Origin of the sequence: Lysinibacillus sp. FSL K6-0075 (assembly GCF_038592945.1) — a bacterium.
Classification (GTDB): Bacteria; Bacillota; Bacilli; order Bacillales_A; family Planococcaceae; genus Lysinibacillus; species Lysinibacillus fusiformis_F.
Genome location: NZ_CP151947.1, coordinates 4,960,440 through 4,980,820 on the forward strand (window position 1 = coordinate 4,960,440; position 20,381 = coordinate 4,980,820).

Below are 20,381 nucleotides of genomic sequence, written 5' to 3' on the forward strand. Positions count from 1 at the left end.
TAATTTCAATTTTTTAACAAATATAAAAGGCTAAATCTCAATTGATTTAGCCTTTCTAATGTTTATATTAAGTTTTGGATTTTAGCAAATAGCATTGAGACACAAACTACTTGTTTACCTGAGGTGCTGGATAATCAAAGCCTTTTGTATCCACTTCTACCTTTTTCATTTGCTGATCTTCTAGTGGTTTATTTGTGGCGTCTCTCTCAACCGCAACAATGGCATCGACTGTTTCCATCCCCTCGATCACCTTCCCAAAAGCAGCATATTTCCCATCAAGATGTGATGCTTCCTTTACCATAATGAAAAATTGTGAGCCTGCTGAGTTTGGATCATCTGAACGGGCCATCGAAATAACACCACGTTCATGCTTCATATTATTTTCAAATCCGTTTAAAGAAAACTCACCATTAATCGTATAATCAGGTCCTCCAGTACCATTTCCCGTAGGATCTCCACCCTGAATCATAAAATCAGGAATAACACGGTGGAAAATAAGGCCATCATAGAATCCATCTTTTACTAAAGCAATAAAGTTAGCTACTGTATTCGGTGCTACAGTAGGCTCTAATTCAATAACAATTTTTTCATCATTGCTCATCGTAATCGTCACAATTGGATTTTCCTTCACCTTTGACGCATAATCCACTGCTTCTTGCGTTTCCTTAGCCGTGTTACTCTCTGTTTTATCACTATCCTTAGCTGTACCACAGCCTGTCAAAACAACAATAATGGCAAGTAGTGATAGCATAAAATACAAACCTTTATTACGTGCGAACATATCCTTTTCAACTCCTCTTGTTAAACATCAATTCATTATAAAACTATCCAATCTTTAGGACAAATCTAAGAGAGACAATGACAGGATATTCCTATCATCGTCTCTACTTTTTATTTCTACTCTATTAAAGTGGTATGTTGCAAAATGACAATATTCTCTGCTTACACATTTGGAATTTAGTTGTTTTATAAATGTGCATGACCTCAATAAATGATAATCCCTTTGTCTAAAACAGATTGATTTTGTACCTGATTTCCTAAAATATATAGCTTTTTTAAGTTAGGTAAATTCACTAATGGCTCTACATTTGAAATGGCGTTATTTTCTAAATGAAGCACCTCTATTTGTTGCCAATTTCCCAAGAAATTTAACGATTGTAGTGAACTATCTTGTAACGTGAAAGAACGCAAATTTGAAAAGCCAGCAAAGTAAGGCATGATCTTATCCACTTCTTGTACCCAATTGTCATTATCAATTTGAATCGAGACATCCTTCAAAGTTAAATGCTCTAGCACGTTGTTCGTAAATGGTTTACTATTCACTTGAAAATTACATTCATAACAGTTTAACGTTTTTACGTGCTGTAAATTGAATAAGTCATTGGTTTCTTCATAAAAGAGGGTCTCATTTAAATTGATTGTTTGCAAATCTGGTAGGTCATTTAATGAACGAATACCTTTAAGAATTCCATACTCCATGACTGTAAGCTGTTCTAGCTGTGGATATTTCAATAATTCTGCACCATTCAATTGGGATTCCGAACCGCTTATAGAAACCGTCAAATCTCTTAAAGCTGGTGCCTCTAACTTTGGTAAAAACGAACTCTTTAGTTCTGCTTTTTTCAAATGGGGTGCTACAATCGATGACATATCACCATGATAACCAGTTAACGATAACTCCGTTAGTGACGTTAGACTGTTCACAATATCCAATAATTCCACTTGACCAGGAGAGGCTAATCGTAGCTTTGTTAAAGATGACATATTTCTAAGCCTATCTAAATTGATTATATTCATGGATTCAAGATCTAAAGATTGTAGTTTAGGCATGTTTTGTATAAAATCAAGCGTTTTTAAATTTCTTACTGATGTAAGCTTCAATTCTTGTAATTGAGTCAGTGAGTAAAGTGGGCTAAAATCTGTAGCTTCACTAATGTCTATTGCTAACGACTCTAAATTAGTTAATGTAGACAGCCACTTTAAATCATTGATTGAGTTTAAGGACAGTGATTTCAGTGGTAATTTATTTAGAATCTGGAAATCCGTCACCTCTTCAGTCACATAAGATAATTCAAGTGATTGAAGATTAGGAAACTCTAATAATAAAGCAAGTTCATCATTACTTCTAATTTGGATAGAGAGCTCTTTAACATTTGACTTATCACTAAAATATTCTGCAATTTTACTAAATGATTCATTAAAGCTACCTGTATAACTTTTTAAGTTTTTAAGATGTTGGAAGCTTACTTTTTCACTTTGTGATATTTCATAATCATTCATGAGCTTTAAAACCGTTAATCCAGTAAAGGCCTCAAAGTCCTTTTGTTGGATTTCTTGCGTATTTAATATCTTATCCATAATGATATACGTAGAAATTTTAGCTTCCTTATTTGTAAAAGGATCTTCTAGACTATAATCAAAATGCCATTGTTCGTCAGAATAGTAGGCAGCCAAATATCGAATACTTGCCATCTCTTCTTTTGCTGGCATCGCCCCACCTTTATCAAAAATATCTTTTAAAAAGAACAGAAGAACTTCACTTTCAGGCATTGTTCGAACAGATATTTCTTCACGGTTTCCATGCTCTGTTTGATTACTGCTTAAAAGGAAATACCCAAGGAATACGCACATCATGATAATTGGTAGCAGAAGGAGCAGCTTTAAATTTGTTTTTGGACGGGATGTTGTATTAGGAGAAGCTGTTCCATAATAATTATTAATCGTTTGATCTACATAATAAACTTTATTCTCTTTTAACATGATTTCAGTATCACAAAAAGGACATTTGAATGTTTGCTCTTCTTTATATTCAATTTTCCCATTACAATTTGGACAATTTAATTTAATAAATTCCACTGGCAGCCCTCCCAACTCTATTTTCCATTAAGCTTAGTTGTCTAAAAAATAAATGTCAATATTTATGAAATATAGGCAAACTACCCAAGACTAAATACTCAGTGTAGAGCCAGATTTTTCAAATTCCAACTTATTATATTTTTTCCTCTAATCTAAGAGAACCTAAGTCTAAATACGAGTATGCATTTCCATCCTTAAGCTAAGCCAATTAACTATGTAGAAATAATGTAAATATGATATCTTTTTGCAAGGTAGTATTTTGGAAAGAGAGGATATTTATCAATGAATCAAAATAATTTCTGGCTTGATTTACCACGGCCATTTTTCATTTTAGCTCCTATGGAGGATGTGACAGATGTTGTATTTCGTCATGTCATTCAGGAGGCAGGGAGACCTGATGTATTTTTTACGGAATTCACCAATACGACGAGCTATTGTCATCCAGATGGCTTAGATAATGTACGTAATCGCTTAGCTTTCACAGAAGATGAGCAACCCATTGTTGCACATATTTGGGGAGACACCCCTGAACATTTTCGTCAAATGAGTATTGGTATGAAGGAATTAGGTTTTAAGGGAATTGATATTAATATGGGCTGCCCAGTTGATAATGTAGCAGAAAGAGGTAAAGGAGCTGGCTTAATTCTTCACCCTGAACTAGCCGCAGATATTATTCAAGCAGCCAAAGCAGGTGGATTACCAGTTAGTGTTAAAACAAGACTTGGCTTTACGGATGTAGCAGAATGGCGTGAGTGGCTTACCCATATTTTAAAACAGAATATCGCCAATCTTTCTATTCATCTCCGTACACGGGAAGAAATGAGCAAGGTCGCTGCACATTGGGAATTAATTGCAGATATCAAAAAACTACGTGATGAAGTTGCTCCTCAAACATTACTGACAATCAACGGTGATATTCCTGATCGTTTAACAGGTCTAAAACTGGTTGAGCAATACGGTATCGATGGTGTAATGATTGGACGTGGTGTGTTTTCAAACCCATTTGCCTTTGAAAAGGAACCTAAAGAGCATAGCGCCAAAGAATACCTTAACTTACTATACTTACACCTTGATCTTCATGACCACTATGCCAAGGAATTCGAAACGCGTTCATTTAAAGCATTACAGCGTTTCTTTAAAATATATGTACGTGGCTTCAAAGGGGCTAGTCAATTGAGAGTTCAATTACTGAACGCAAATTCTACTGATGAAGTCCGTGAAATACTAGCTGCGTATATTGCCCTCGAACTAACGGAGTAAACCTTTATTATAAGTTGCGACAAATAAAGAGGATGTCAACGGCAGAAAAAGCAACTTTGCAAGGTGAGGGGTTGATTTCCGTTCGGCCAGCGTCCTTTCCAGGGGGCGTCCGATGAGCCGCTTCACTCACTTCCGTTCGCTCCAGGGTCTCCTCTGTGACGCTGGCTCCACTCCAATCAACCATGCTGCAAAAGTGGCTTTTCCTTATCTTTCATACTAGCTAGCCGTAGTAATCAAATTAGCCTATTATTTGTATGATTAGAGAAAGGATAGACTCTTAATTTCATTGCGAAGAAGTGATGAGTGTCAAAAACCCTCCATAAAATGGGTAGTGAAGACCTTCACTTTATTTGAAGACCTTTTCTAAAAAGTTAACATTTTGTAGGTTGGAGTGGAGGGCTACTTGACTCCCGTGGGATAGCGAGACAGGCAAAACTCTAAACGGAGCGGTAGCGGAGGAAGCGATTCGGCGCTCGCCCACAGGAAAGCAAGTAGCCTGTAACGGAAACCATTTTCACCTTTCACAAAAATTCTATTGATGGTTTTGTTTTTCAACACTAAGGGAGATTGGCTATAGCCAATCTCCCTTGTATTTGCTTTTACTTGTAATCATTGATTGGACCTTTATCCATTAGAACTTCTACCATATTAGAGGACCCCATCTTCAGTTGAGGTCTACGTTCTGAATTCGGTTCACTATAAAGCTCTAATGGACTGATAATCACGCCATCCGGAGTATTATGAAGTATTCCAGGCACACAGGAATAAATTCTATCATTATTATTGGCATTTTTAGCGAAAATAGTAACGGAGGTTCCATTATGATTATCTATACTCATGGACACCTTATACCTGTAGAATGAGCCTGTGCCATTTGATTGAGCGGAGTAAACGACAGGAACAACTGCCAGAACATTATTATTTAGTCTCAATTTGATTACTTCAGTTTTCGTTGATCCACCAGCTCTCCCAACATCCCCCATGTGTTCGACTACTCCGTTGCCAAAACTCCTCAGTGGAGGTGTTTTTTTCGCCCCAAACATAGCTACATCGATCTGCTGACCATCCTTTGTATAGACTAAAGCATATATATCGTAGTCAGTACCAGTTTTCCAAGATACCGTAGCAGTAATTTCAGGCGTTTTATCAATGATAACTGGCTTTTGACCTTTGGTAAGACTGACATTCCCCTTTACCTTTTCAAGATTTATCGGTGACAACATGTTTTGTCTATTTGTATTTTCCTGAACAGTTAGTGATTTATCAGGTTCTCTCGGTGTTTGTTTTTTTATAGTTGTAGATTCAGAAAGCTTGTTTTGTTCATCAGGTTCAACTTCAACACCGTAATTTTTACATAACCCCTCTAACCCAGAATCAAATCCACGCCAAATAGATCTCACCTTTGTCTGACTATTCCTTAGATATAATTCTAATACTACTATTCCATTCTCATTTGCGAACTTAGATGGCGCTAAATCGATAACAGTGCTATCAGTACATATCTCTGCCTTTAAATTTTTCACATTTGAAAAACCTCGGCTATTATCTTCTGTAAGTGTTATTGCTATTTTAGTAATACCTTCAGGAATTTTACTCATGTCAAAATTCATTTTATGTATTTTTATATTCCCTACATTCTCAGATGGTATCAGGGTAGCTGCACCAGATATGCTAGTTGGTTGATTATAAAATATAATTCCGTTATCTCCTTGTACCTTGTTTGCATCCGTTAAAAGAAATGCAGTTAACGAAATATCGACCAAATTAGACATTTCGTAGCTAATAGTAACACTACCTTTTTGGGAACTTATAACTGTATTTTCTCCCATCTGAAGGAATTGAATCATGTGAATCCCCCTTTTCCCCTTATTATTTATACACATCAAACAATTTTAAAGTTAATCTTCCAATAGAAAATTCGAGTAATATTTACAAAATCCTTCTTAAGGGGAATCGTTGGAAACAAATACTGACAACATATAAGGAAAACCAATCTAATTTCTCATAAAAACATTTTATGCTATGATGTTTAAATTGTGTCTACTAAGTAACACAGTTACATTCATCTAAGAAAGAGGTATTTATGCATCATACACAGTTATCCAAGCGACATTGGTTACTTATCTTAACACTAGCATTATTAACATTTGTTCTTGGGACAAGCGAATTTGTTATTGTCGGGATCTTAACTGATATTTCTTCAAGCCTTCATATGACAAATGCAAAAGCAGGCACACTCGTTTCTGCGTTCGCTATTACATTTGCCATAGCCACACCACTCGTGATGTCAGCAACAAGCCATTTTCCAAAGCGTAAATGGATGCTGTTTTTGATAGGTTCCTTCATTGCCTTAAATGCTCTGTGCGTAATTTCAACGAGCTATAGTATGCTCCTTATACTTCGGGTTATGACAGCGATTGTAACAGGCGTATTGATCTCTCTAGCCATGATTGTTGCAAGCGAAACCATGCCGACTAACAAACGCGGCCTTGCTATATCATTCGTTTTCGGTGGTTTCACACTGGCAAATGTAGTTGGCGTACCCATTGGAATTGTTATCGCCGAATGGTACGGCTGGAATGCCACTTTCATGTTAACCACTCTTCTCGGAGGGTTGGCGTTTGCGGCATCTTTTTTTGTCTTACCTACTCGACTCAGCCAAGTACGAAGCTCGATACGCGATCAATTTTCTTTACTAATCCAACCACGAATTTTAATTGCCTTTTTCATTCCTGCGCTTGGGTTTGGTGCAACCTATGCAGTCTTTACGTACCTTGTTCCTATTTTAAAGGGGATGGGTGCACCAAATAATTCTATCAGTTTAATCTTATTCGGTTACGGGTTTCTTTCGATTTTCAGCAACATTCTTGCCAGTAAAATTGCCAGTCACAATGCCATAGGTCGACTTCGGTTTGTTTTTCTCGTCCAAGCAATTGTACTGACAACTTTATTTTGGACGACAAATCATTTTATTTTAGGACTAGCAAACATCGGATTAATGTCACTAATGGCCATCCTCTTAACAACATCTACTCAGCTTTATTTAATAGATTTGGCCGAAATTTATAAACCAGATGCTAAAGGACTCGCTGCTTCTCTTATGCCAGTGGCAAGTAACGTAGGCATCGCCTTTGGGTCTGCATTAGGCGGAATTGTGTATCATCAAGGAAATTTGATGAATGTCACATGGGTCGGTGGTATAGTTGCCGTCTGTGCAAGTCTGCTAACTTTCTTTAGTTATCATTTAGATCATAAACAAAAGAAAATGGCATAAAGATGCACTTTAGTAAGAATATAAATCAAACAGACCCATTCGCATAAAGTGAATGGGCCTGTTATTAAAACAATTACTTGTGATACGAATCTTCATAATAAGGAAGGCTATTTCAAAGAATTATCCTGAAATGAGATGTTTTTCTTTCATTGGTCCAACTTTATTTAAAATGATTGCACCAACCATTTGAATAATCGTCTTCACAATAATTTGCCCCAAAATAGTGGCAGGTACCGCTTCCCATGGCAATATATTGGCGCCAAGTGGACTTAAGCCGATTACTACGAAAATTGCAGAATCTAGAAAGCCTCCAACAATTCCACTGTAGAACACACGCCAAGCCATTGGTAATTTTAATCGAGTATAGATTTCTGTATCAGCCGTTTCAGCGACAATAAACGATAGCGCTGATGCTACTACAATCAAAAGTGTATCTCCCAGTAGGAATGATACCACTGCTGATAAAATTAAAGCTGTAATAATAAATAAATACGTTTTTGCTCTACCATATTTATTTTGTACTAGGTCACGAAAAATAAAGGTCGCCCCAATTAAAAGTGTCCCCATTGGAACAATAAACATACCAAAGTGCAATGGTGCAAATGCTGCCGTTACCACATTAGCGATAACAATAGATAATAAATAAAATAATACGCTCATACTATTACTCCTCAAGTAAATTTAAAAGCTTTTTTGTAATGGCACACTATACACCTCTTTTATTCCCCCAAACAAGGGCGTGTAACTGTGGCAGTACTTTAACATCTCTTAATTCTTCATCCTTCATTACTCTATCAATCAGCGCATGATATTTATCCAATAAATGCATAATTAATTGTGAATTATCAGTTGTCGTAAGATCATCATTGCCGACTTGAAGATAAAAAGGAATCATTGGATATCGATGGTGAATTTGTTTAGCATAATCGTAATCCTCTTGATTAAAAACGACTATTTTGAGGGATACATGGTGATTGCTGTTTCGATCTTTAAGTTTTTCGAAGATATAAGAAAGCACAGAATAGTCTGTGGTCATTCCAGAACTAGGTGGCTTTGGTGAAATTGTCAGTTCATCAATCTCATACATCCATTTCTGCCACCTACTCCCCTGTGTTTCTACCCCGATTTTTATGTCATTTTCTTTTAAAATGGCAATGAGCTCTGCTAAATTCGGATTGAGTGCAGGATTGCCTCCTGAAATCGTGACAAATGAAAAACCATTGCCCCCCATTCGTTTCAACTCAGCCCAAATCTCTTCCGCTGTCATTTGGACAATAAGATGCTTTCCACTGCCATCCCACGTAAACGATGAATCACACCAAGAACAGGAGTAATCACATCCTGCAGTTCTCACAAACATGGTCTTCTGGCCAACGACCATTCCCTCGCCTTGAATTGTTGGTCCAAAGATTTCAATCACAGGTATCTTACTCAACTTCCATCCACTCCCGTCTCGCTTCTGCATAGCTTGTCGGAGTTTCATAAAGTTTGATAAACTCTACACGCGCACCGTTATATCCTTCATCAAGCAAGGCCACTGTCAACTTTTCGTAAATCCACACAACTATATTCTCTGCCGTCGTATTCATAGGTGGAAGTGTTTCATTTAAATAGCGGTGATCTAAATGAATCTCTATTTTTTGTTTCCATATTTTTTTTATATCGCCAAAATCAATCAGCAAACCACGTTCATCTGTGTAGCCACTCAGCCCTAATACTACACGATAGGTATGACCGTGCAGATTTTTACATTTCCCTTCATAATTATGTAAATGATGAGCAGCATCGAAGGTAAATTCCTTGCTTACGAGAACACGCTTTACATGATAGTTCAATTGATTTCTTTGAATATCCACATCAATTTTTTGGAGTCTCTCGACGATTTTAAAATCTGACATGCCTTAAGACTCCTTCCTATAACGCAAATATTCATCAAGTCCTTTTTTTCGCAGTTTACATGCTGGACATTCACCGCAACCATCAGCTATGACACCGTTATAGCAAGTCAACGTTCTTTCTCGAACAAAGTCCAATGCCCCGAACTGATCAGCAAGCTCCCATGTCTGTGCCTTATTCAGCCACATCAATGGTGTATCAATTACAAAAGAATCATCCATCGATAAATTTAACGTTACATTCAAGGATTTAATAAAAACATCTCGGCAATCTGGATATCCGCTAAAATCTGTTTCACAAACGCCAGTCACGATATGCTTAGCTCCTACTTGACTCGCTAAAACACCTGCAAATGAAAGAAAGAGAAGATTTCGACCAGGAACAAAAGTCGATGGCAGCTCACCATTATCTCCGTCTTCTACTTTAATATCTTGTCGTGTCAAAGCATTCGGAGCAAGCTGGTTCAGGAGTGACATATCAAGAATATGATGCCTGATTCCAAGTTCACTCGCTATCTCCTTTGCACATTCAATTTCAAGACGATGCCTTTGACCATAATCAAAAGTGACTGCCTCAACCTCTTCAAAACGTTCTTTTGCCCAAAACAAACAAGTTGTACTGTCCTGACCTCCACTAAATACAACAATTGCTTTTTCCTGCTTCATCTATAAAACTCCCTTATATCAAAAAAACAGCACTCTAAGAAAAAGTGCTGCTTTCTTCTTAGTTTTTTAAAGAGGGTAGCTAAAAACCTCTTTCTTGATTGAACTATTCAAATCTTCATTTATCGATTATCAATTTTTTCTGGATTAAGATCGTGGTTCATTAAACGATATTTGGCGATTTCTTCATATTTCGTTCCTGGCTTCCCATAGTTACACCATGGATCGATCGAGATACCCCCACGTGGAGTAAATTTCCCCCAAACCTCAATATATCGTGGATCAAGCAATGCAATTAAATCATTCATAATGATATTGACGCAATCTTCATGGAAATCGCCGTGATTTCTAAAACTGAATAAATACAATTTTAGTGATTTACTCTCAACAATTTTTTTATCCGGGATATACGAGATGTACATCGTGGCAAAATCCGGCTGATTTGTCAAAGGGCATAAACTAGTGAACTCTGGACAATTAAACTTAACGAAATAATCTCGATTGGCATGTAGATTATCCACTGCCTCTAATACTTCAGGTGCATAATCATAGGAATACTTTGTACCTTGATTACCTAATAGGGTTAAATCCTTTAATCCTTCTTCATGACTTCTGCCAGACATAAAAAAACCTCCTTGTAAAAATGTTTCCCAACACTTTTCAAGAGAGGCATCACCAATCAGTCTATTAAAACATAAGTAAAAACATAAAAAAGCCACGTCCGATATGGACATGGCATATTGTCATGTTTCCATAGTTTTTTATAGAGGGTATCAGCTATGAACCTCTCCCGTTCTAGTCCGGGCATTCTTTTCTTCAATATCGTACAAAAAATAGTACAGCACGTCAAATAGATTTTTTTATAAAATCTTACCCTATGGAATACGAATTACAAGCATTATGAAAACTGCACTTAGACTAGTCACGGAGAACTGTATCATAATAAAGTGTGGTTTTAATGAAAACAGAAAAAATGTTTCCGAAATTCTTGAATCATTTAAACTAAAGATTTCCACTTATCCTGCTAACCATTTGTTAGTAGCACCCCGATTTATAATCGCTCTAAATCCTGATATTCTTTCATATAAGGACCATCCTCTGCAACATATGAATGATACAATGCCTTTACTGCAAAATTTTTCTCTAAACCCATTTCAGATTTTAGCTTTTTTAATTCATCATGCAATGTTCGATGTTCATTGATTAGCTTTAGCATAATTGATTTATTATATTTCATTATATTCATCCTTTTTGTCTATAACTTGAGGAATTACAACTTTAAAATAGTTTGGAACTACAAAATACTTGAGCATCGGAAGCTGTTCTAGTATTTTGGAAGGTCCCTCTGTTTTTTTTTACTGTCGAAAAGAAGAATAAACCTCATTTAGATACATTACGGTGAACCTTATCATAAGTAAAGGTGGTTTTTAAAAAAACAGGCACATTTGTATGAAGCGAATGTGACCGATCTGATTTGTATTGCTTAACTGCAATTTATATAAACATTTTTCCCAAAAATACCCTAAATATAACAAAGATTAAGCGTAAACTATATATATTTAATACTTTAAGTGCCATTATTGATGTAGCATGCATTCGAGACAAACGGAGTGCTGTGTGTCACTCATAAGGAAGTAATAGTTAGGAGCCGCATCTACCTGTGTATTGAATGTGGTAGCTGAACGGGTCGAACTAAAGAAGTGAGGCTATTTGGATCCCCCGCAAAATCATGGAAAATATCTTTGAAGCAAGTCGCCACATTGTGGGGTAAGATCTGAATCTACCGTTTAGATCTGCATCGGTTAGTCTGCTTCGTTAACCGCTCCCTTCTTCTTGCTTAAAACTTGGTTGCACGTAAGAAAAAAGGACCTCATCGTAATGATTGTGTACAACGCCCCACAGATTTTTGTAGGATACATTTTCCTTTAATGATGATATTATTTAGATAATTAACTTACTTATTGCGCTCTTGGAGATTGGGGTTGGGTTCATAATGAGGGGTATTCTCCGATTCAGTTCTCGTACTATTTTTCTTCAAATAGCTGCTGCCATTGTTTTTGGTTTGGTTGCAAGCTATGCCGTCATCTCTGTACCGGACTCCCCTAAGTTCGAAAGTGAAGAAGGCATTCTGGATTTAACGCAGGTTCATGTTAGTGAGAATCCTCTAAATTTAAAAGGGGAGTGGGCGTTCTACTGGCAAGAGCTGCTGTCGCCTGAGGACATACAGAATCGCTTAGCAAGAGACGGAAATAATGACCGTTGGATCAATATCCCGAGCTCCTGGCTAGGCTATCGGTTAGAGGGTCAGCAACTGAACGGTACAGGCTTTGCAACATTTCGGGTGATCATCAAGCTTAGCGAGCAAGATAGGAATGAGCGGCTTGCCCTACGGCTGCCTACCATTTTTCATGCGTATAAATTATGGGTTAACGGTGAACTACTGGCAGAAGTTGGTACAGTTAGTAGGGACAAGGGCAGCGTGACTCCGCATCTGGCAACGAAGCTGGTGTTCTTCCAGCCCGAGAATGACAGGGTGGAGCTGGTTATGCAAGTAGCCAACTTCCATCATAAGCGAGGCGGCATCACCAAGTATATAGAGTTTGGCGGCAGTGATGTGTTAACGGTTAGGACAAATCTGAGAATCGCCGCAGAAATGTTCACCACCGCAGGCCTGCTTGTGATTGGCGTATATCATCTGCTGTTGTTCGGACTTCGACGCAAAGACAGGGCTCCATTGTATTTTGGTCTGTTCACCGTGTTATCTGGTATCCGATCCTTGCTGGTCGGCGAGCTCTTGCTCACACAATTGTGGCCAGCATTTCCATGGGGATTGCAGTTCAAGATCGAGTACCTGATTCTTTGCAGTATTGGTTATATCATGACGATGTACTTTGATAGTATTTTTCCGAATTATGTGTCGCGTTGGTTTCATCTTGGCACGCGGATTGTTACCGGCGCATTCTGTATCGTTGTTGTAATGACCCCTGCACTTCTATATACCAAAATGTTACTAATGATCGGTGTGATGGTTTTTCTGCATATGATTTATCTAATGGTTGGGCTAGTAAAAGCGGCTATGCGGCGTATGGAGGGAGCGCTAATCTTCCTGCTCGTGTCGGTGGTTGGTTTAGTTACTGTCGTCAACGATTTTTTATATTACAATGAATGGTCACGAATTGGAAATACCTCTCCGCTTGGTCTGTTGGTGTTTACGATTGCACAGATGATTCTGCTTTCTTCAAGATTTACGAAGGCGGCATCGAACGAAGAGAGGATTACACGTGAGCTGCAGGACGCTAACAACAAGCTGACCGAAATGAATATAAATTTGGAACAGATTGTACAAGAACGCACACATGCTTTATCCGTAGCTCATGATGATCTCCGCACATCATATGACCGATTGCTTCACTCCGAGCAAGGGAGAAAGAAGCTCCTTGCCTATATTACGCATGATCTGCGTATGCCGCTGTCCAGCATGCTTGGTTATGTAGAAGCTGTGCAGGACGGGGTCAAGCCGGAACGTAATGAACAGTATCTGAAGTATATCCAGGATAACACGATAAGGATTAACCGGATGATCGAGGAGTTATCCTTCTTGTCGCATTTGGAGACGGGACAAGTCTCGTTCCAAATGGAGCCGGTTCATGTAACTCACTTCTTGCGTGGTTTTTTTGAACAATATGAGCTGGTTGTGTATGACGCAGGTTTGGATTTCATGCTGGATATCGGGGATGCGGAAGATCAACAACCTAACTTGCCTGTTGTCGAGATGGATGCGCAAAGATTCGATCAGGCGTTGTTTAATCTAGTGTCGAACGCGATGAAGTTCACCTCTAGCGGTGGGCTGGTGCGTATTGGGCTAGCTGTGGAGGAGTTGAATCATACCCGCTATGCTATCATTAGCGTACAAGACTCTGGCATAGGCGTTCCTCCAGATCAGCTTGAGAAAATTTTCGATCGCAATTATAGATATGATAGACCGGGCGTGGAGAACAGTGTAGAGGGCAGCGGGCTCGGGCTGGCGATTTGCAGGGAAATCATACAAGCGCATGGAGGGACGGTTCGAGCGGAGAGCGACGGCAAGACGGGTTTAATCATTTACATATCACTTCCATGCATTCGTGGAGAAAGTAGGTGAGCGCTAGATGAACAAATATAAAATTATGATTGTCGATGATGACCCCAACATATGTGAGATTGTTCAGGCGTATTGCGAGAGGGAGGGCTTCATATCCTCCTACAGTTATAGTGGGACGGAAGCTTTGAAGCTGCTTGCCTCGTTCGAGCCGGATTTAATTGTACTAGATGTACTGCTGGCTAATGAGAGCGGCATTGATTGGTGCAGGAACGCACGGACCTACACGAGTGCGCCGATTGTGTTTCTGAGTAGCCAAGAGGAAGACGAGGTGAAAATTAGCGCGTTATCCTATGGTGGCGATGATTATGTGACCAAGCCGTTCAGTCCAAAGGTGCTGATTGCCAAGATCAAGGCACATCTTCGCAGAGTGTCAGCGGGCAGAGGGGAACAACTGCTGGAGTTACCGGGTTTGACGCTGGATTTCTACGCACAGTCCGTCATCATGGGCAGCGAAACCATCTTTTTATCTAAAAAAGAGTTCGGTTTACTGTCCTATATGGCACAAAACGTGAATCGTGCCGTCAGTGTCGATGCGTTGTTTCAGCTCATCTGGGGAACGGATAGTCTGGAGGATACGAGAACGGTCGCTGTACATATCAGTAATTTACGCAAAAAAATCGAGGCTGACCCTACCTATCCTGAGAGAATCGTTACTATTCGCGGGGCAGGTTATATGCTGGTTGTCGAAAGTGCATTGCAAGTGTGAACACAGCGTTAAGGTTGGTAGTGTGATAATGACTGTCGCTCTAGCCTTCGTACTGTGCTGACAGAATGGTTAGTGGGTCACACGAATTTTCCAATTTATGCACAGAGGCCAAGTGCATAAATGAACTTATTTCCCCAAATTGTCCTTCGTTAAGTTTAGCTTTGATATGCGCAAGTAAGAAAAAGGAAACCCTAGAGATTCTAGAGTCCCCTTTGATAAGGATAATATTAACGGAGCAACTGTAGGACACCTTGCGGCTGTTGGTTCGCTTGCGCCAGCATCCCTTGCGCAGCTTGGGAGAGGATATTGTTTTTGGTAAACTCCATCATTTCCTTAGCCATGTCCACGTCGCGAATGCGTGACTCGGCAGCCGTCAGGTTTTCTGCGGAAGCTCCAAGGTTGTTGATTGTATGATCTAGACGGTTCTGGAACGCACCCAGCTTAGAACGCTCATAGGAGACAGTTTTGATTGCGTTGTCCAATACTTCGATCGCAGCTGTCGCTTTCTCCGATGTTGTCACATCCAGTCCGTATTCAGCACCGGTATTGTTGGTTCCGTTCGTTACCGATTGAGTGGACGTGAACGCAGCACCAGTCACGGAGCCTTGTGCAGCACCAGCGTCCTTACCGGAAATACCAAGTGCCAGGGAACGCATATCCCCAATGTCTACAGTCAATGTTTGTCCGTTGTTTGCACCGATTTGCATTTTGAGACCTTGATCTACAGCGTCAGCTCCAATTGTCGATTGAGCGCCTTCGGAAGCAGTCAGCTTCAATGTTTTCGCCAGTTCGTCTGCGCCAATCGTTACCGAACCTTCACTTCCTTGAGTTCCAGTGGAGATGACGAATTTACCGTCTGCCAGACTTACCGTTGCGTTAGCAAGAGCAGGATCAGCCGCTCTGATCTGCGATTGCAGGTCGGATGCTAGACCTCCAGTTGTGTAGTTGCCTGCCGTCAGCGAAATATTGACGTCAATGCCGTCAATCGTCAGCGTGCCGGCATTGTTTGCATTCTGACCTTGCTGCAGCGCTGCCGATCCGAGGCCCAGCGCGGAAGCTGCGCTGCCTGTAACTGCGCCGATCGTACTCGCGCTGCCATTCAGACTGTTCGTGATGACAAGCTCGTTGTTAGCGTTGAAAGACGCCATTGCGTTGCCTGTACCGAAAGCCGTATCCAACTTGCTGTTAAGATCGGTCAGAAATGTTGCGCGATCGCCTGCCGCAGTGAAATCATAGTTGCCGTCAGCCAATGTAATGTTTTTCGTGGAGCCACCAACTGTCACGGACAGTTGATTGTTGCCAGAACCTTCAGTGCCTGTTGTGAACGACGTTCCGATAAGCGCTGCTGCGCCGCCGCCATCAATCGAGAACTCATCCGAAGAATCGGCAGTTGTGAACACAATATTGTTGTTGTCATCGAAGCTAACCGTGACGCTAGCGAAATCGCCGCCCAGCGCTTGGATTTTCGCTTGAACATCAGCAACAAACTGTACTGCGCCGTCATTCCCGCCTGCGCTATAATCAGTTGTAGCCAGGCTTATCGTATGCGTTTCATTGTTCAACGTAAGCGTCAACAGGTTATTCTCCGTACCTTGTACGTAATCTGCATTGCCTGCATCCAGACCGAGGGCCCCTGCTGCAGAACCGGAGATGTTAGTAATGGTGCTGGAGATGCCAGCTGTGTTGGTCGTCAGATAGAGCTTATTATCGCCGTTGAAGGCAGCGATCACATTACCCGCGCCGAAAGCTCCACCCAACTGTGTATTCAAATCAGCCAAGAAAGCGTTGCGTCCAACGGCATCCGTCATATCGTAATCGGCTGCGGTCAAGCTGATTGTACGCGTATTGCCGCCTACAGTCAGTGTGAGTTCGTTGTTAGGCGTGTCGGCAGCTGTTGTAAGGTCAGAACCATTACCAGCAGTTGACAAATGAACCAATGCGTTACCGCCTGTGAGCGCAAAAGAATCATCTGCATCGTTTGTTTTGAACAGAATTTTGTCGTTTGCGTCAATGCTTACCGTCACATTCGCGAAGGCACCGCCCAGCGCCTGGATTTTCGTTTCAAGATCAGCAACAAAATTAACTGCACTATCATCCCCACCTGCGCCGTAATTCTGTACATCCAACTCAATCGTTTTAGTTACGCCATTGAGATCAATTGTGAGCTCGTTATTGCCTGCCGTTACGTTGGGGCCAGAATCTGGATCAGCTGAATTTGCATAAGTGATACTAGAGGTGATCGTTGCACCTTGTGTCGCTGCGGAAACAATACTAAAGCCCGTGCCCAAAGTGGCATCAACATCTACACCACCCGTAGCAGTCGCAGACGTAACTGTAACATTCGGACCGCTGTTCACTGCAGATGGGGTACCGTAAGCCACGTTGCCTGTTACCGTGCCGCCGCCAACTGACGAGATGCTAACATTGCCAAGCGAAGAACCTGTAGCCGACGCACCCGTATTTGAATTCGTAATCGAAATATTGCCTGAGATTGCTCCGCCCGTAACATTGGCAGTGGACACCTTCTGTACGTTTAGTTCGCCTTTCAACAGGCTCTTGGTGTTAAACTCTGTCGTATTGCCGATCCGGTTGATTTCGGAAGTCAATTGATTTACTTCCTCCTGAATTGCCTGACGATCTTCGATAGAGTTCGTGCCGTTCGCCGATTGTCCTGCCAGCTCTCGTATACGTTGCAGGATTGAATGCGTCTCGTTCAGCGCACCTTCTGCTGTTTGAATAAGTGAAATAGCATCTTGGGAATTGCGTTGCGCTTGCTCTAAGCCGCGGATTTGACCGCGCATTTTCTCAGAAATGGCGAGGCCTGCCGCATCGTCACCTGCGCGGTTGATACGAAGACCCGAAGACAATTTCTCTAAAGATTTGCCCGCTGCTGATGTGTTACCAGCTAATTGCCGATGCGTATTCAGAGCTGCGATGTTGTGGTTAATTCTCATTTCTCATTACCTCCATGTGGTGTGTTTTAAGATGCGTTTCCATTTGCATCCTTTGAAGCGTATACCCTGTACTCACAAGTCATTGATGGATTGCACGCTAATCCAAAACAAGGATTTGTAAGTCAAACTGTTATCTTCCTTGATTTCACCACTCGTCCTTAAGTGGTAGAGGCCTCAACCTTTTTTGCCATTCCTAAAGCTATATTGTTTTCTTCCAATAACTCTCCACGAACAATAGAAATATGCTTCGGTGCTTCAATCGCCAAGCGTAAATGACCTTCATCGCTCTTAATGACCTTTACCATAATGTTGTTGTCGATCAGCACATATTCTCCAGGTTTTCTCCCTAACACAAGCATTGACTCATCCCCTTATCTTGCTTATTAAATTAAAAAAAATGAGCAAACAGGTCGCTGCCATTCTTCCTCCTGAAGAACGACGGCGACTTGTTTGCTCATCCTAAGTCTCGTAATTATTTTATAAATTATTCAATTGTAAAAAAAATATAGTTAAACAGCAAAAAGACGAGTAAATAAGCAGCAGTTTCAAATATTCCTCCTTGAAACTACATGCGTATTTACTCGTCCATGAGTAATCAAAATATGTGATTAATCTATATATCGACAGTTTATTTGAAAATGTTAGTTTACTTGCGAAAAATTTTTTGAAAGTTATTAATAATTTTTTTGGGGTCTAACCTGAAGTAAACCTGTACAATTCATATATAACTAATGCAGTCCTAATTACCTATCATTAACCCATGCCAGATGGAAGTTTAAAAACCGTGATACTTGTGCTTATTCTTGACTAAGCAATTCTCCACGAACGATAGAGATATCTTTTGGCGCTTCTATAGCCAAGCGTAAGTGCCCCTCTTCACTTTTAATTACCTTTATAATAATTTTTTCATTGATCACAATGTATTGTCCGGGTTTTCTTCCTAGGACCAGCATCAGACTCACTCCTTTACCGTGAAGCATTTTTATGTGATTTGAACATCTTTTATGAGAAATATTATAATTCGTTCAATTGAAGTTTCCTTATTGCTTCCTGCAACAGTAACTTTCTTATTTGTAACTATTGATTGTATCTTTTAGGGTCAAGTTGCCTATATCCTTTTTCAACTACTAATATTTTACTAAGGCACTTATCTATTTGTAGTGATACTTCTGCCGATGTCGATGATAAATTATAACGATTCTCTTCCTGTATTTTACCATGGTAGATTAGCCCATTAATGAAACTTAAAGAAAACTTTAAGTTTGTGTTCGAGATAAATCATGGGCTCGGCAGGCTTAGTCCGTTCCTCTCTCAGTACGAAAAAGTATGATAAGGTCATGGAAATCGTCAACAATACAATGAAGGGGTATTAGGAAAAGACTATGACAAAATATGTGGGTATGTTTGAATCTTTCTTGATGTAGATTTGAAAGGAGAAACTAGAACCGTAGACAGAGGATTAACAGAAGCAACTCGAACCTTGGAGAATTAAAAGCTAGAGGAGTATTCTCATAGGTTATGGGGGATGTCTATTAGTTAACGCAAGAAGCAGTCACACTACCTGGTGGTAACGCCACAAGATCAAATAAACTTCTTTCTGAGTATATTATATTCATTCATATGTAGCTAAGTATTCGAAGATTTAGGATGCTGTCACTCCCTGTAAATTGCTGAATGCTCAAAAGTTCCTTAGGAAAATCCATAAACTTTTACAAAAAATTCAGACTCAAATTAAAACCTTAGCTATTTTAATGCAACGCTAGTGTCTTGATATAAATGAACAATAGGTAACATTAATTCTTTGGGATGTTTATAAAAGGCCATACAAAAATGCCCCCTATTAGATAAGATTAATTTTTTATTTGTCTACCTAATTGGGAGCATATCAATATTAGCTGTCTGTTTTTCTTAATACGTATTATTAAAACAATAATTACTTTTTAAACAGTTATTTATAGTAGAATTAATAATAACGTTATTGTAAGAAATGGAGTGAATAAATTTGGGAAGGGAAGAAAAGAAAAGACAAACTAAATTAGCTATAACAAACGCCGCTTTCAAATTATTTTCAGAAAATGGATATGAGTCGACAAAGGTTGAAGATATTGTGAAATTAGTTGGAGTTTCTAAGGGAACTTTTTTTAATTATTTTCCTACAAAAGAGGCAGTCATAGAAGATTTCGAAAGAATTTCAATCTATTCGGAAGCTGAAAAATTAATGAATATCACAAGTCCAGTTGTGCCTAAACTACTCTCTTCGTTAATTAATATCGTACATAATTTAAACTATACAAGGTCATTAAGAAGAGCAACTTTAATGGCAACTCTCTCAAGTGCTAATAATTTAAATAATCACATAGATAATATGAATAATCTTCGTGCTTTATTGATTCCAATTTTTAAACATGGACAAGAAATGGGGGAATTTACACAAAAATTACCCCCTGATACACTGGCAGACTTAACTATTCAAATGTTTATTGGTGTATTAACCCACTGGTGTCTTGGTGGAGGCGAAGATGATCTTATTACACAACTTATGATGAGTTTTGATGTTTTCTTTAAAGGAATATCTTCATAAAGATCCTGTTGATATCCAAAGTAATCCTGCGAGAATAGCCTGGGTTATAAA

General features: G+C 39.6%; 17 protein-coding genes and 1 riboswitch. Of the genes, 5 read left to right on the top strand and 12 right to left on the bottom strand.

What is annotated here, in order from left to right:
- Nucleotides 1–106: 106 nt before the first annotated feature.
- Nucleotides 107–781: a peptidylprolyl isomerase gene (locus tag MHB65_RS24955; protein ID WP_205446258.1), complete on the bottom strand. Its 675-nt coding sequence runs from the start codon at nt 779–781 to the stop codon at nt 107–109.
- 203 nt (nt 782–984) lie between these two features.
- Nucleotides 985–2,856, bottom strand: a complete 1,872-nt coding sequence (locus MHB65_RS24960) for a leucine-rich repeat domain-containing protein (RefSeq protein WP_342442083.1) — start codon at nt 2,854–2,856, stop codon at nt 985–987.
- A 282-nt stretch (nt 2,857–3,138) separates the two neighbouring features.
- On the opposite strand from MHB65_RS24960, the gene MHB65_RS24965 reads away from it, so the two are divergent.
- Entirely contained in the window at nt 3,139–4,116 is a 978-nt protein-coding gene (locus MHB65_RS24965) for a tRNA-dihydrouridine synthase (protein WP_342442084.1), read from the top strand.
- A 599-nt stretch (nt 4,117–4,715) separates the two neighbouring features.
- Here MHB65_RS24965 and MHB65_RS24970 read toward each other — a convergent pair.
- Complete coding sequence (locus MHB65_RS24970) at nt 4,716–5,963, bottom strand: TerD family protein (RefSeq protein ID WP_342442085.1); 1,248 nt, start codon at nt 5,961–5,963, stop codon at nt 4,716–4,718.
- A gap of 236 nt (nt 5,964–6,199) precedes the next feature.
- On the opposite strand from MHB65_RS24970, the gene MHB65_RS24975 reads away from it, so the two are divergent.
- Nucleotides 6,200–7,390 (top strand): MFS transporter, encoded by a 1,191-nt coding sequence (locus MHB65_RS24975; protein ID WP_205446262.1) that lies wholly within the window; start codon nt 6,200–6,202, stop codon nt 7,388–7,390.
- Between the two features lie 120 nt (nt 7,391–7,510).
- Here MHB65_RS24975 and MHB65_RS24980 read toward each other — a convergent pair whose 3' ends face one another.
- The 6 genes from MHB65_RS24980 to MHB65_RS25005 all read right to left on the bottom strand — a co-directional run bounded on the left by MHB65_RS24980 (nt 7,511) and on the right by MHB65_RS25005 (nt 11,185).
- Nucleotides 7,511–8,050 carry a VUT family protein gene (locus MHB65_RS24980; RefSeq protein WP_342442086.1) on the bottom strand — a complete coding sequence of 180 codons (540 nt, stop codon included), beginning with the start codon at nt 8,048–8,050 and terminating at the stop codon, nt 7,511–7,513.
- Between the two features lie 46 nt (nt 8,051–8,096).
- Nucleotides 8,097–8,825 carry a 7-carboxy-7-deazaguanine synthase QueE gene (queE, locus tag MHB65_RS24985; protein ID WP_342442087.1) on the bottom strand — a complete coding sequence of 243 codons (729 nt, stop codon included), beginning with the start codon at nt 8,823–8,825 and terminating at the stop codon, nt 8,097–8,099.
- A complete protein-coding gene (queD, locus tag MHB65_RS24990; RefSeq protein ID WP_342442088.1) occupies nt 8,818–9,288 on the bottom strand; it encodes a 6-carboxytetrahydropterin synthase QueD in 471 nt (156 codons plus the stop codon). Before queD ends, queE begins: the two co-directional genes overlap by 8 nt.
- Before the next feature lie 3 nt (nt 9,289–9,291).
- Complete coding sequence (gene queC, locus MHB65_RS24995) at nt 9,292–9,951, bottom strand: 7-cyano-7-deazaguanine synthase QueC (RefSeq protein ID WP_342442089.1); 660 nt, start codon at nt 9,949–9,951, stop codon at nt 9,292–9,294.
- A gap of 119 nt (nt 9,952–10,070) precedes the next feature.
- A complete protein-coding gene (queF, locus tag MHB65_RS25000; protein ID WP_205446267.1) occupies nt 10,071–10,571 on the bottom strand; it encodes a preQ(1) synthase in 501 nt (166 codons plus the stop codon).
- 124 nt (nt 10,572–10,695) lie between these two features.
- Nucleotides 10,696–10,742: riboswitch (PreQ1 riboswitch) on the bottom strand.
- Nucleotides 10,743–10,999: 257 nt separating this feature from the next.
- Nucleotides 11,000–11,185, bottom strand: coding sequence for a hypothetical protein (locus MHB65_RS25005; protein ID WP_205446268.1), 186 nt, complete (start codon nt 11,183–11,185; stop codon nt 11,000–11,002).
- A gap of 756 nt (nt 11,186–11,941) precedes the next feature.
- Between MHB65_RS25005 and MHB65_RS25010 the strand changes: the two genes are divergently transcribed.
- Together MHB65_RS25010 and MHB65_RS25015 are read left to right on the top strand one after the other, a co-directional pair.
- Nucleotides 11,942–14,089 carry an ATP-binding protein gene (locus tag MHB65_RS25010; protein ID WP_342442090.1) on the top strand — a complete coding sequence of 716 codons (2,148 nt, stop codon included), beginning with the start codon at nt 11,942–11,944 and terminating at the stop codon, nt 14,087–14,089.
- 7 nt (nt 14,090–14,096) lie between these two features.
- A complete protein-coding gene (locus MHB65_RS25015; RefSeq protein ID WP_342442091.1) occupies nt 14,097–14,795 on the top strand; it encodes a response regulator transcription factor in 699 nt (232 codons plus the stop codon).
- Between the two features lie 227 nt (nt 14,796–15,022).
- Here the strand turns inward: MHB65_RS25015 and MHB65_RS25020 are convergent, their stop codons facing one another.
- The 3 genes from MHB65_RS25020 to MHB65_RS25030 all read right to left on the bottom strand — a co-directional run bounded on the left by MHB65_RS25020 (nt 15,023) and on the right by MHB65_RS25030 (nt 18,702).
- Nucleotides 15,023–17,749, bottom strand: a complete 2,727-nt coding sequence (locus MHB65_RS25020; RefSeq protein ID WP_342442092.1) for a flagellin — start codon at nt 17,747–17,749, stop codon at nt 15,023–15,025.
- A gap of 158 nt (nt 17,750–17,907) precedes the next feature.
- Nucleotides 17,908–18,108 (bottom strand): carbon storage regulator, encoded by a 201-nt coding sequence (locus MHB65_RS25025; RefSeq protein ID WP_342442093.1) that lies wholly within the window; start codon nt 18,106–18,108, stop codon nt 17,908–17,910.
- Between the two features lie 438 nt (nt 18,109–18,546).
- Nucleotides 18,547–18,702 (bottom strand): carbon storage regulator, encoded by a 156-nt coding sequence (locus tag MHB65_RS25030; RefSeq protein ID WP_342442094.1) that lies wholly within the window; start codon nt 18,700–18,702, stop codon nt 18,547–18,549.
- Nucleotides 18,703–19,751: 1,049 nt separating this feature from the next.
- On the opposite strand from MHB65_RS25030, the gene MHB65_RS25035 reads away from it, so the two are divergent.
- Nucleotides 19,752–20,330, top strand: coding sequence for a TetR/AcrR family transcriptional regulator (locus MHB65_RS25035; protein WP_342442095.1), 579 nt, complete (start codon nt 19,752–19,754; stop codon nt 20,328–20,330).
- The last annotated feature ends 51 nt before the right edge of the window (nt 20,331–20,381 follow it).